This window comes from Stenotrophomonas sp. 86156_Sma (genome assembly GCF_056481625.1).
Genome location: NZ_CM151157.1, coordinates 1,437,236 through 1,450,180, shown reverse-complemented (window position 1 = coordinate 1,450,180; position 12,945 = coordinate 1,437,236). Strand labels below are relative to the sequence as shown.

The window sequence follows — 12,945 nt, the reverse complement described above, 5'->3', positions numbered from 1 at the left end:
ACAGGACCGCACCCTGCGTGGATGCCGCAGACGGTCAAGGCAGCGGCTGGGCCAGGATCTTCCGTACCGAGCGACCGCTGTTGGTGAGGATGTCATCCACCTGCCAGCAGCCCTGCCCCTGGCGCACCATCGGCAACCGGGTCACGTAGGCCTTCTTCCATACCGAATAGCGCATCTCGACCTGGCCGGACGTCGCCGAGACCTCTTTCCAGATGTAGCGCACCGGACTCTCGATGTCGCCATCCTGCGCATCCAGCCACGGGTCCGAATCGATGGTGCAGATGCCTTCCTCGCGCGTCTGGCAGGCGCGCTCGCCACGCAGGGCCTTGCCGAAGGCCGGGCTGACCAGCGCCGGCGGCGATTCCAGCAGATCGCCATTGCCGGTGGTTGCCTCGTAGAAGGCACGGGCGACAGCCACTGGTTCCTGGCAGGCCGGTGCGGCCTGCACGGCGGGGGCCAGCAGCAGCCCGGCGATCATGAACATCCCTGTCTTCCGCATGTATTTCTCCTTGAGGTAGTGCCGGCCGCTGGCCGGCAACACAGAATATCCCGGCGCTGCCGGCCAGCGGCCGGCACTACCCGATACCCGGCTTACAAGCCGTAACGCTCGATCACGTCCAGGTGCGGCTGGCGATCCTGGTCGCAGGCTTCGGCCAGCCGCAGCCAGCAATGCGGATGCTGCCACTTCGCGGTTTCCTGCTGCAGGAAGCGGTGCAGCGCCAGCGGTGCATGGTCCTGCGGCTGGGCGACGGTGAACAGCAGGCCCGGCAGCGTGCCCTCCTCCTCGTCCGGATCGGTCACGGTGTAGTCCGGGCGGCTGTGCGACCACACCTGCCAGCCCTGCGCCTCGGCCGCTGCGACAAAGGCATCCCACGCATCTTCGCCCGGGTGCGCGCCGTCGATCAGCCAGCTGCGGGCGAAGCCGCCGCGCTCCAGGACATGCACCTGCGCATAGGTCGGGATGAAATGCTCGCGCGCTTCCTCCTCCTCCGGCGCCGGGTGCACCAGCGCAGCATCGAACACCACCCAGTCGCCCACCTGCTGGGCACGGTTGGCCGGTGCGTTCTCGACGATACGTGCGGTGACCGGGCCACTGCGGCGCGCGTAGTACTCCATCGGCTCGCCGTTCTCTTCGCTGCGGATGATCACCCAGCCCCACGGCTCCTCGACCACGCCGTCCTGGCTGGACAGCTCCATGCCGATCGCCGCCGCCGAGCGGCGCACCGCATCCCAGTCGCGTGCCGCGCTGGCCGCGCTCATGTGGTCCCAGTGTGCGGCGTTGGGTTCTTCCAGCAGCTCCACCAGCTGCGCATAGCAGGCCTGCGCCTCGCTGAAGCGACCGGTTTCCATGTACATCCGCGCCAGCGTACCGCGTGCGCCATGCGAGCCCGGCGAGGCCGCCAGCAGCGCCTGCGCGGCCTGCTCCAGTGCCGGCCAGTCGGACACGCGACGGGCGCGCTGCACCTCGCACCAGTGCGCGAACACCGGCACGCTGCCGCGATAGGCATCAGCCAGCTGGCGCAGGCCTTCGTCGTCGCCCTGCTCGGTCAGCCAGCGCATCAGCGTGTATCATCCTGCGTGTGTGCGCGCACGAAGCGCCACAGCAATGCGCGCGCTTCCGTCTGCGCCCCACAGGCGCTCAGCGCGGAGGCAGCCATCTCGGCCAGCGCCTCGTCATCTGGCAGCTGCGCCTGTGCCTGCAGCAGCCACTGCGCCTCACGTTCGGGATCGCGCGACTGGTTCTGCTCTCCCTGTTCGTTCAGCCAAACCAGTAGTTCAGCGGCTGGCACCGGCAGCGGCGCCACATCCGGCAATGCATCGATGCGTGCCGCCAGGCCGGCCACCAGCGCAGCCGCACCCCGGTCCTGGCGCAGCTGTGCCAGATGGGTACGCGCCAGTTCCAGCTGGCGCAGCGCCACCCAGCGTGCGCCACGCTGCAGGGCCAGCTCCAGGCTCAGCGCAGCGACTTCGATCAGCAGGCGGTGCGAGCCAACCTCGGCAAAGTGTTCGATGATGGTGTTGAAGCGCGTACCCAGGTCCCAGGTATTGCGTGCGGGATCACGCCGGCACAGCGCTGCGGCGGTGTTCGCCCACAGCCGCCAGTAGGTAGGCGTCAGCTCGCTCCACGGCACCAGCTGCTGCAGGGCCTCTTCGTCGCGGTCCAGCTGGGCCAGCGCCCACGCCTTGGACAGGCGGCGCGGCACCGTGCAGTTGGCCGGCTCGTACTCGCCGGACGCGGCCACTTCGGCCTCGCGCTTCTCGATCAGCAGCAGCGCTTCTTCGGCGCGGCCCATGCCCAGCAGGATCTTGATCTGCATCTCCGGGAAGCTGTCGAACACTTCCTTGCCGCAGGCCTCGATCGCGTCGGACTGCACCTGCAGGTAATCCAGTGCATCCTGGCCACGGCCATCATCAAGCAGTGCATCGGCCTTCTCGCAGCTCAGGCACTGGAAGCAGGCCCAGCTCGGGTCGATGCGGCCCAGTGTTTCATCGCACACCTCGATACGCTCGGGCACCCAGCCGGGGCCATCGATGTTGCCGTAGCAGGCGGCAAGATCCTGGGTCACGCAGATCGACTGCGGGCACTCCAGGGTGTCCTCGCGATGCGCACGCTCGAACAGCGCCACGGCTTCGCCCAGCGCGCTCTCGCCTTCGACACGATTGCCGACGCGGTTGCGCAGCGCCCAGTGGCCGACGTAGACGTCGACCCACGGGTTGTCCAGCGCCTTGCCCAGCGCTCGCGCTTCGGGCAGCAGCGCGTCGACGCGGTCGACACGCAGTTCACTCACCTCGTCGGCGAGGCGGTTCAGCAGGTGCGCATTCTGCGCCTGGCCGGCCTGGCGCAGGTCACCCTGCAGTTTTTCGACCCAGTTCCAGATGTCCATGGGGTAAGTACTCCTGTCTAGCGAAGGCTGGATGAGAGGATGCGGTGCTCAGCGCAGCATCTGCTGCAGGGCACCGGCGATATCGGTGAAGGCGCCGTTGAGATCCGGGCCGGGCGTGGCGGTCGCGCGGGCCAGTGGACGGCCCTGCGCGGCGACGATGATCTTCAGTGAGCGCAGCAGGCGCGCTGCGGCCTCGGCCTGCGGGTGGCCCTCGCGCTGGGCGCGCAGCAGCGCCTGCACCGCGGGGTTGTCGAGGTTGAGGTACAGCCGCGATGGCGCACGCGATTCGATGCGCGCGGTGAACTGACGCGCCAGCCGCAGCGCCGCCATTGAAACGCGCTTGTCGTTCTCATCGTCTTCGAGGCGCTGCTTCAGTTCGGCTTCGCGATCGGGCACCACCACCACCGGCAGCGACTCGGGACTGAAGCGTGCCGGCAGCAATTGTTCGCCGTCACCCAGCTGCTCGCGCAGCCATGCCAGCTGCGCCTCATCGAGGCTGTCATCGCTGCGGAACAGCGCGCGGTTGCCCTGCTCGGTCCCCAGCTCGACCAGGCGCAGGCCCTTGGCCTGGGCCCAGCGCCGCAGGAACGGCACTACTGCATAGCGATGGCCATGCGCGACCGGCACGCCCATCGCGCGGAACAGCATTTCCTCGAAGCCGCCACCGTTGTCGAGGATCACATGCACGGCACCGCGTGTGGGCAGCGCACTGGCAGGCAGATCGCCCTGCGAGGTCGGCACGCGCACGTGCTCCAGCAACAGGTCGAACAGGCGGTCATCGCACAGCGCCGCGCCCAGCAGCGCCTCGTTGTGGCGGCTCAATACACGTCGCCACGCTTCCGGCTGCTGCCGCGCGACGTCGGCCAGGCCATCAATCAGCGCCTCCAGCAACGCATGCTGCACGGCGCGGTACTGGTCGTCGCGCTGCAGGTCTTCGCGGCTGGCGGTAGGCGTGAGCCGCGAGGATTCGATCACCCCGCCGATGAAGCCCGCCCACGGCGGCAGCAGGTCACGCGCATCGTCGTCCAGCAGCATGCCGCGCACGAACACCGACAGGTTGCGGTTGTCACTGGTGCCGTAGGTGGCACCGTCCTGCACCCACAGCAGGCCGGTGGCATCGCTGTTGCCATCGGCACGCAGCGGCACGGTGACGATCGGCTCGAAATCATGTTCGAAACGCGCCGCGAACTGCAGCGCCTGGCGACGCGCCTGCACCGGATGCACGGCGACATCCCCCTGGCCGCGCCACGGCGGCGGCTCGGGGTTGAGCGCCTCGCCCGCAGCGCCGATGAAGATCGGCTCGGACAGCAGCGCACAGTAGCGGCCCAGCACCTCGTGCAGGCGCGCTTCGTTGGCCAGCGGCAGGAAGTCCGGATGCAGCTCCAGTTCCACCTCGGTGCCGACCGCGCGTGCCGGCACTTCGCTGACGGTGTACTGCTCGGCGTTGCTGGACACGTACAGATGGCCCAGTTCCGGCGTCTGGTACGAGGTGGTGCGCACGCTGACCCGGCGCGCCAGCACGAAGGCCGACAGGAAGCCGAGGCCGAACATGCCGATCAGGCCCTCATCGTCCTCGCCGCCCTGGCGCAGGCCGCGGGTGTAGCCGACGCCGACGGTCGCCAGGTAGTCATGGATCTCCTGGCGGGTCAGGCCGGCGCCGGTATCGATGATGCGCAGCACGCCGGCAGCGGCATCGACCTGCACCGCGATGCGCGAGGGCACCTCGACGCCGGGTTGTTCGATGCGGCGGCGGATGATCGAGTCGTGCGCGTTCTGCACCAGCTCACGCAGCGCCACCACCGGGGTGGAATAGAGGTGCTTGCCCAGCACCGTCATCAGTCCATTGAGATCGACCCCGGCGCGACGGATTTCGGCGTTGGGGGCGGTGAGCGCGGTGTCCTGCATGTAATCGTTTACTCCTGGGCACGGAAAGACGCCAGAGGGCGCCTTCGTCGAGCGGGAAAAACTAGCACAGGGAGGCTGACCGTTACCGTGTCGGCCGCCGTATTCCACGTGCGCGGTGGTGACGCCGGGCCATGCCCGGCGCGATCACGCCGCGTCGATGGCCTCGGACAGGCGCTCCACCGCAATCACTTCCATACCCTTCACCGAACCGCCCTTGGGCGCATTGGCCTTGGGCACGATGGCGCGCTTGAAGCCATGCGTGGCGGCTTCGCGCAGGCGGTCTTCGCCATTCGGTACCGGTCGGATCTCGCCGGACAGGCCAACCTCGCCAAACGCAATCGTCTTTTCCGCCAGCGGCCGGTCCTGCAGCGAGGACAGCACCGCCAGCAGCACCGGCAGGTCGGCAGCGGTCTCCTGCACGCGGATGCCACCGACCACGTTGACGAACACATCCTGGTCGCCGACCAGCACGCCACCATGACGGTGCAGCACGGCCAGCAGCATGGCCAGGCGGTTCTGCTCCAGGCCGACTGCGACACGGCGCGGGTTCGACAGCGGCGAGGCATCCACCAGCGCCTGCACTTCAACCAGCAGCGGCCGGGTGCCCTCGCGGGTGACCATCACGCAGCTGCCGGGTTGGTGGGTACTGCCGCCGGACAGGAAGATCGCCGACGGATTGGAGACTTCCTTCAGGCCCTTGTCGCCCATCGCGAACACGCCCAGCTCGTTGACCGCACCGAAGCGGTTCTTGAACGCGCGCAGCAGGCGGAAGCGGCTGCCACTCTCGCCTTCGAAGTACAGCACCGCATCGACCATGTGTTCGAGCACGCGCGGGCCGGCGATACCGCCCTCCTTGGTCACGTGGCCGACCAGGAACACGGCGGTGCCGGTCTCCTTGGCGAAACGCACCAGCCGCGCCGCGCTCTCGCGCACCTGGCTGACCGAGCCGGGCGCGGCGGTCAGGCTCTCGGTCCACAGGGTCTGCACGGAGTCGGCCACGATCAGCCGCGGGCCGGCCTTGGACGCATGCTGCAGGATCGACTCGACGCCGGTCTCGGCCAGCGCATTGACACCATCCAGCGGCAATTCCAGCCGGTGTGCGCGGCCGGCCACCTGGGCCAGCGACTCCTCGCCGGTGACGTACAGCACCGGCAGCTCGGCCGCCATCTTCGCCACCGCCTGCAGCAGCAGGGTCGACTTGCCGATGCCCGGGTCGCCACCAACCAGTACCACCGCGCCCTCGACCAGCCCCCCGCCCAGCACGCGATCGAACTCGCCGATGCCGGTCGAGACACGGCGATGCTCGGTCTGCTCCACGTCCTTCAGGGCGGTGATCTTCGGCGGGTCGATCTTGCCGGCCCAGCCGGCCCGGCGCGACGCGGGCGCCTTGGCCGCCGCCGCGCTCTCCAGCACGATTTCCGACAGCGAGTTCCAGGCGTTGCACTCGGTGCACTGGCCCTGCCACTTGCTGAATTCGGCGCCGCATTCATTGCAGACGTAGGCGGTGCGGGCTTTTGCCATCGGATGATTTCCAGCAACGGGAACAGGCGTGGCAGGATAGCCGAGCCGGGTCGCAGGTGCTGCGACCGCTCAAGTCCCGCCCACCCGCGCCGATAGCTGTCGCGGGCGTGCGCCTTGCGGGCGCCCCTCCCTCCCCCTCTGGATTCAACATGACTGGCAGTTACAGTCAGAGCCTGGTCGCCATCTCCCTGCTGGTGGCCATTCTTGCTTCGTACACGGCGCTGGACATGGCCGGCCGCCTGGCCACGGCCGAGGGCCGCGTGGCGCGCTGGTGGCTGGCCGGCGGCGCGGCGGCGATGGGCCTGGGTATCTGGTCGATGCATTTCATCGGCATGCTGGCCTTCGACCTGCCGATCCCGGTCGGCTACGACCTCGGCATCACCCTGTATTCGCTTGCAGTGTCGATCGGCGCTTCGGCCTATGCGCTGTGGCTGGTGTCACGACCCAGCCTGCCCTGGCGACGACTGCTGGCCGGCGCCGTGCTGATGGGCCTGGGCATTGCCACCATGCACTACCTCGGCATGGCCGCGATGCGCATGCAGCCGGGTATCGACTATCACCCGGGCTGGTTCGCCGCCTCCATTGCAGTAGCCATCGGTGCCGCCGGCGCGGCGCTGTGGATCGCCTTCCGCCTGCGTTCCGAGCAGCGCCACACCATGCGCCTGCGCGCACTGGCCTCGCTGGTGATGGGCCTGGCCATCGTCGGCATGCATTACACCGGCATGGCCGCCGCACGCTTCCCCGAAGGCAGCATCTGCGGCGCGGTCGGCAGCGGCGGCATCGACACGCGCTGGCTGGCAGTGCTGGTGATCGTCACCACTGTAGCCACCCTGGGTATCGCCCTGGTCGCCTCGCTGTTCGATCGGCAGATGCGCGTGCGTACCGGGTTGCTGGCCGATTCACTGGCACACGCCAACGACAAGCTGATCCAGGCCGCCCTGCATGACCCGCTGACCCAGCTGCCCAACCGCATGCTGCTGCAGGACCGCATCGAACAGGCCATCGAGAAGGCGCGCCGCCGCGGCCGCGCCGTGGCGGTGATGTTCTGCGACCTGGACGGCTTCAAGGCGGTCAACGATGCCTACGGCCACCAATTGGGCGACCGCCTGCTGGTGGCGGTGGCACAGCGCATCGGCGGCCTGCTGCGGCCGCAGGACACGTTCGCGCGCCTCGGCGGCGACGAGTTCGTGATCGTGCTGGCCATCGACACCCCGGACGATGCGGTGGTGGTGGCCGAACGCATCATCGCCGCCGCCGGCGAACCATTCACCCTGGATGCCGCCGAACTGCAGGTCAGCGCCAGTCTCGGCATCGCCCTGTACCCGGATGATGCCAGCAACGAACGCGAACTGATGGCGCACGCCGATGCGGCGATGTACCACACCAAGGAAACCGGCCGGAACGGCTATACCTTCTTCACCCCGTCGATGCAGCTCAGTGCCAACCGCCAGCTGCGCCTGCTGCAGGATCTGCGCAAGGCGATCGCGCGTGACGAGCTGCTGCTGCACTACCAGCCGAAGTTCCCGGCCGCTGGCGCACCAGCTACCGGCGCCGAGGCCCTGCTGCGCTGGCAGCACCCGGAACTGGGCCTGCTGGCGCCGGATGTGTTCATTCCCATCGCCGAGCGCAGCGGCCTGATCCTGCCGATCGGCGACTGGGTACTGGACCGCGCCTGTGCACAGCTGCGTGCATGGCACGAGGCCGGGCATACCGGATGGTCGATGGCGGTGAACCTGTCGCCGCTGCAGTTCTCCTCGCCGGCCCTGCTGGACAGCGTGCGCGAGGTGCTGCAGCGGCACCGGATCGAGCCGGCGCGGTTGACCCTGGAGATCACCGAGACCACGGCGATGAAGGATGTCGACGCCAGCCTGGCGATTCTCAACGATCTGACCGCGATGGGCGTGCATATCGCCATCGACGATTTCGGCACCGGCTACTCCAGCCTGCTGTACCTGAAGCGGATGCCGGCCACCGAACTGAAGATCGACCGTGCGTTCGTGCATGACCTGGAACGCAACGACGAGGATGCCGCCATCGTGTCGTCGATCATCGCGCTGGGCCGCACCCTGCAGCTGCAGGTGGTGGCCGAAGGCGTGGAGACGCAGGCGCAGCGCGAATACCTGAGCGAACTGGGCTGCGACCAGCTGCAGGGCTATCACCTGGGCCGGCCTATGGATGCCGAAGAGTTCCTGCGCCGGGTGGCGGGGTAGAGCCGGCCGGCTTCCCGCGATTGCCGGCCAGCGGCCGGCACTACCCACATCCGCAGACAAACAAAAAGGCCGCCCGAGGGCGGCCTTTCTGCGTGGCAACGTCGCGAGGACGTCAGTGCATCATGTGCACGTTCATGTTGTGCATGACCCACAGGGTACCGACCACGATGATGCCGATCACCACCACGGTGAAGGCCGCAGCGTTGACGTTCCAGCGGCTTTCCGAAGAGCGGTCCAGGTGCAGGAAGAACACCAGGTGGACCAGCATCTGCAGCACCGCGGTGATCGCGATCACCACACCGTTGACGGTGCGCGAGAAGTCGCCCGACATCACCATCCAGAACGGGATGACGGTCAGCACCACCGCCAGCACGAAGCCGATCAGGTACGACTTCACGGTGCCATGGCTTTCGCCGCCGGTGCCGTGGTCGTGTGCATGGTTGTCATGTGCCATTACAGGGCTCCATTGAGGTAGACGACGGAGAACACGCCGATCCAGATCAGGTCCAGGAAGTGCCAGAACAGGCTCAGGCACGCCATGCGGGTCTTGTTGGTCGGGGTCAGGCCGTACTTCTTCAGCTGCACGAACATCACCAGCAGCCACAGCAGGCCGGCGCTGACGTGCAGGCCGTGGGTACCGACCAGGGCGAAGAACGCCGACAGGAAGGCACTGCGGTCCGGACCGTAGCCCTGGTGGATCAGGTGCTGGAACTCCCACACTTCCATGCACATGAAGCCGAAGCCCAGCAGCCAGGTGATGCCCAGCCACAGGTACATCTGGCCCATCTGCTTGCGGTGCATGGCAATCATGCCCAGGCCGAAGGTCAGCGAGGAGGTCAGCAGCAGCGCGGTTTCCCATGCAACGAACGGCAGTTCGAACAGGTCCTTCGCGGTCGGGCCACCATCGGTACCGCCGGCCAGCACCACGTAGGTGGCGAACAGCGAGGCGAAGATGAGGCAGTCGCTCATCAGGTACACCCAGAAACCGAAGACGGTGTTGCCGCCGGTGTCGTGGTGCTCGTGGTCGTCATGGCCATGGGCCGCCGCGTGCGCGGCGTGCCCGTGGCTCAGGGTCGAGGTATTGGTGCTCATGCCTTCAGCTCCGACTTCACCAGGCCCTGGTTTTCCAGGTGCTTGCGGTGTTCGTTCTCGATGCGTTCCACCTCGGCGGCCGGGACCCAGTAGTCCACGTCCTGGTCGAAGGTGCGGTAGATGAACGTGGCGATCATGCCGACGAAGCCGACGATGGCCAGCCACCAGATGTGCCAGATCATCGCGAAGCCGAACACCAGGCTGAAGGCACCGATGACAACGCCCGTGCCGGTGTTGCGCGGCATGTGGATGTCGGTGTACTTGGCCGGCTTCGGCCAGGCTTCACCACGCTGCTTGCGCTCCCAGAAATCGTCCAGCTCGGTGACTTCCGGCAGGCTGCCGAAGTTGTAGAAGGCCGGCGGCGAAGAGGTTTCCCACTCCAGCGTACGGGCATCCCACGGGTCGCCGGTCAGGTCGGCGGTCTTCTTGCGGTCGCGGATCGACACGGCCACCTGGATGATCTGGCACAGGATGCCGGCACCCACGATGAAGGCACCTGCGGCAGCGACCAGCAGCAGCGGCTCGTAGGCCGGGTTAACGGTGCTCTGCAGACGACGGGTCATGCCCATGAAGCCCAGCACGTACATCGGCATGAAGGTCACGTAGAAGCCGATGAACCAGCACCAGAACGCGCACTTGCCCCAGAACTCGTTCAGGCGGAAGCCGAACATCTTCGGCCACCAGTAGGTGATGCCGGCGAACATGCCGAACACCACGCCGCCGATGATGACGTTGTGGAAGTGGGCGATCAGGAACAGGCTGTTGTGCAGCACGAAGTCGATGGCCGGGATCGCCAGCATCACGCCGGTCATGCCGCCGATGGTGAAGGTGACCATGAAGCCGATGGTCCACAGCACGGGCGTGGTGAACTGCACGCGACCGCGGAACATGGTGAACAGCCAGTTGAAGATCTTCACGCCGGTCGGGATCGAGATGATCATCGTCGTGATGCCGAAGAAGGCATTGACGTTGGCACCCGAGCCCATGGTGAAGAAGTGGTGCAGCCACACGATGAACGACAGCACGCCGATGCAGGCGGTGGCGTAGACCATGCCCTTGTAGCCGAACAGCGCCTTGCGCGAGAAGGTCGCGATGACTTCGGAGAACACACCGAACGCCGGCAGGACCAGGATGTACACCTCCGGGTGACCCCAGATCCAGATCAGGTTGATGTACAGCATGGCGTTGCCGCCACCGTCATTGGTGAAGAAGTGCGTACCCAGGTAACGGTCCAGGGTCAGCAGCACCAGGGTGATGGTCAGCACCGGGAAGGCAGCGACGATCAGCACGTTGGTCACCAGGGCGGTCCAGGTGAACACCGGCATCTGCATCAGCTTCATGCTGGGGGTACGCATCTTCAGGATGGTGATGAAGAAGTTGATACCGCTCAGCGTGGTACCCAGGCCTGCGACCTGTAGACCCCAGATGTAGTAGTCCATGCCTACGCTTGGACTGTATTCGATGCCCGACAACGGCGGGAACGCCAGCCAGCCGGTGGCAGCGAACTCACCGATCCACAGCGACAGCATGATCAGCACCGCGCCGGACACGAACAGCCAGAAGCTGAGCGAGTTGACGAACGGGAACGCGACGTCGCGCGCACCGATCTGCAGCGGCACGGCCAGGTTCATCAGGCCGGTGATCAGCGGCATCGCCACGAAGAAGATCATGATCACGCCGTGGGCGGTGAAGATCTGGTCGTAGTGGTGCGGCGGCAGGTAACCCTCGGACCCGCCGACGGCGAGCGCCTGCTGGGTACGCATCATGATGGCGTCGGAGAAACCGCGCAGCAGCATGACGAAGGCGACGATGAGGTACATCACGCCGATCTTCTTGTGATCCACCGAAGTGAACCACTCCTTCCACAGATAGCCCCACAGCTTGAACTTGGTGATCAGGGCCATGACGCCCAGGCCACCCAGCACCGCGCCGACCAGGGTGGTCAGCACGATCGGATCGTGGGGGATCGACTCAATTGAGAGTTTACCCAACATGTTCATTCTCCCGAGCCCGCATGGCCGGCGTGGCCTGCGTGTTCGTGTTCGTTGGCATCCAGGTTTTCACCCGATTCCTTGGAATCATGCGCGTCACTGGGGGCATGGCCCTCGTGCGCTTCATGGCTGGCGGCATCGGCAGCGGCGGCACCGGCGTGTTCGTGCTTCATGCCGTAATGCTTGTTGTCGCCCATGTGCTTGGCGATGACCCAGTCGAACAGGCCTTCTTCGGTCTTGCCGAAGTAGGTGACCGGATACCACTCGGCGTTGCGTGCTTCACCCAGCGCCTTGAACGAGGCCTTGTCCAGGGTCTGCTCGCCGGCGCGGACCTGGTCCAGCCACTGGCGGTACTCGGCATCGGTGACCGAGTAGGCGGTGAAGTGCATCTTGGCGAAGCCCGCGCCGCTGTAGTGTGAGGACATGCCCGGGAATTCACCGGTCTCGTTGGCGATCAGATGGAGCTTGGTCTCCATCGCAGCCATCGAGTAGATCATGCTGCCCAGGTGTGGGATGAAGAACGCATTCATCACCGAATCGGACGTGATCTTGAAGTTCAGCGGCGTGTTGACCGGGAACTTGATTTCGTTGACGACCGCCACCTTCTCTTCCGGATAGATGAACAGCCACTTCCAGTCCAGCGAGATCGCCTCGATGGTGACCGGCTTGACGTCCGAATCCAGCGGCTTGTACGGGTCCAGTGCGTGCGACGAGCGCCAGGTCAGGACCGCCAGCACCAGCACGATCATGCAGGGAATGGACCACACCACCACCTCGATCGCCGTCGAGTGGGACCACTTCGGCTCGTAGCGGGCCTTGGTGTTGGAGGCGCGATACTTCCACGCGAAGGTCAGGGTCATGATGATGACCGGGATGACGACCAGCAGCATGAGCACGGTGGCCGTGATCAGCAGGGTCTTCTCATCCTGGCCGATCTGGCCCTTCGGACTGAGGATGGCCACCGCATCGCAGCCGGTGAGCATCACCAGCAACGACAGCAGCAGGCCCGGGCGCAACCAGCGCCCAAGGGTTTTCAACGGAATCATCGGTCGATCCAATTGCGAGGGAATGCCGTTCCCCGTCCTGCCTGTTCCGGCCAAAGCCGGTCCCACCGGTCCGGAAGACAGGCAGGGAGGTGGGGTCGAGTCAGCCTTTCAATTTTAGGCCGTCACCCACCATTTAAGAAAGGCATTGACAATGATCGAGCGCAGGAAAGGCCCGTTTCTGGCTGCGACACGTTGTCGCACCGCGCAACCGCGGCGGGCAGAACACCCGGGGGCGGCATCCTAGCATCGGGCGATGGCGGCTGCTCCGCCCGTGTTCGGCAAAGTCATCTGAACC

General features: G+C 66.3%; 8 protein-coding genes and 1 pseudogene. 1 reads left to right on the top strand and 8 read right to left on the bottom strand.

The window, feature by feature from the left end; genetic code table 11:
• Positions 1-34: 34 nt before the first annotated feature.
• The 4 genes and pseudogenes from ACZK33_RS06755 to radA all read right to left on the bottom strand — a co-directional run bounded on the left by ACZK33_RS06755 (position 35) and on the right by radA (position 6,311).
• Positions 35-499, bottom strand: coding sequence for a YqhG/Tai3 family protein (locus ACZK33_RS06755; RefSeq protein ID WP_121503901.1), 465 nt, complete (start codon positions 497-499; stop codon positions 35-37).
• A 92-nt stretch (positions 500-591) separates the two neighbouring features.
• Positions 592-2,885: pseudogene (locus ACZK33_RS06750) on the bottom strand (tetratricopeptide repeat protein).
• Positions 2,886-2,933: 48 nt separating this feature from the next.
• Positions 2,934-4,790: an ATP-binding protein gene (locus ACZK33_RS06745; RefSeq protein WP_423174395.1), complete on the bottom strand. Its 1,857-nt coding sequence runs from the start codon at positions 4,788-4,790 to the stop codon at positions 2,934-2,936.
• A 144-nt stretch (positions 4,791-4,934) separates the two neighbouring features.
• Positions 4,935-6,311 carry a DNA repair protein RadA gene (gene radA, locus ACZK33_RS06740; protein ID WP_014646395.1) on the bottom strand — a complete coding sequence of 459 codons (1,377 nt, stop codon included), beginning with the start codon at positions 6,309-6,311 and terminating at the stop codon, positions 4,935-4,937.
• A gap of 149 nt (positions 6,312-6,460) precedes the next feature.
• Between radA and ACZK33_RS06735 the strand changes: the two genes are divergently transcribed.
• A complete protein-coding gene (locus ACZK33_RS06735; RefSeq protein WP_049398960.1) occupies positions 6,461-8,521 on the top strand; it encodes a putative bifunctional diguanylate cyclase/phosphodiesterase in 2,061 nt (686 codons plus the stop codon).
• Between the two features lie 112 nt (positions 8,522-8,633).
• On the opposite strand, the gene cyoD is transcribed toward ACZK33_RS06735, so the two are convergent.
• Genes cyoD through cyoA form a run of 4 tightly spaced genes read right to left on the bottom strand, consistent with a single transcriptional unit; the run spans position 8,634 to position 12,650 of the window.
• Complete coding sequence (gene cyoD / locus ACZK33_RS06730) at positions 8,634-8,975, bottom strand: cytochrome o ubiquinol oxidase subunit IV (protein WP_005408584.1); 342 nt, start codon at positions 8,973-8,975, stop codon at positions 8,634-8,636.
• Positions 8,975-9,613, bottom strand: coding sequence for a cytochrome o ubiquinol oxidase subunit III (cyoC, locus tag ACZK33_RS06725; protein WP_005408583.1), 639 nt, complete (start codon positions 9,611-9,613; stop codon positions 8,975-8,977). Before cyoC ends, cyoD begins: the two co-directional genes overlap by 1 nt.
• Entirely contained in the window at positions 9,610-11,607 is a 1,998-nt protein-coding gene (gene cyoB, locus ACZK33_RS06720; protein ID WP_049462341.1) for a cytochrome o ubiquinol oxidase subunit I, read from the bottom strand. The genes cyoC and cyoB overlap by 4 nt, the downstream gene beginning before the upstream one ends.
• A gap of 2 nt (positions 11,608-11,609) precedes the next feature.
• Positions 11,610-12,650, bottom strand: a complete 1,041-nt coding sequence (gene cyoA / locus ACZK33_RS06715; protein WP_032127566.1) for a ubiquinol oxidase subunit II — start codon at positions 12,648-12,650, stop codon at positions 11,610-11,612.
• Positions 12,651-12,945 lie beyond the last annotated feature (295 nt).

What these genes read in the sequence shown, in the direction of transcription:
- ACZK33_RS06755 (WP_121503901.1), bottom strand. Translation starts at nt 499, where the DNA reads ATGCGGAAGACAGGGATGTTCATGATCGCCGGGCTGCTGCTGGCCCCC.
- ACZK33_RS06745 (WP_423174395.1), bottom strand. Translation starts at nt 4,790, where the DNA reads ATGCAGGACACCGCGCTCACCGCCCCCAACGCCGAAATCCGTCGCGCC.
- radA (WP_014646395.1), bottom strand. Translation starts at nt 6,311, where the DNA reads ATGGCAAAAGCCCGCACCGCCTACGTCTGCAATGAATGCGGCGCCGAA.
- ACZK33_RS06735 (WP_049398960.1), top strand. Translation starts at nt 6,461, where the DNA reads ATGACTGGCAGTTACAGTCAGAGCCTGGTCGCCATCTCCCTGCTGGTG.
- cyoD (WP_005408584.1), bottom strand. Translation starts at nt 8,975, where the DNA reads ATGGCACATGACAACCATGCACACGACCACGGCACCGGCGGCGAAAGC.
- cyoC (WP_005408583.1), bottom strand. Translation starts at nt 9,613, where the DNA reads ATGAGCACCAATACCTCGACCCTGAGCCACGGGCACGCCGCGCACGCG.
- cyoB (WP_049462341.1), bottom strand. Translation starts at nt 11,607, where the DNA reads ATGTTGGGTAAACTCTCAATTGAGTCGATCCCCCACGATCCGATCGTG.
- cyoA (WP_032127566.1), bottom strand. Translation starts at nt 12,650, where the DNA reads ATGATTCCGTTGAAAACCCTTGGGCGCTGGTTGCGCCCGGGCCTGCTG.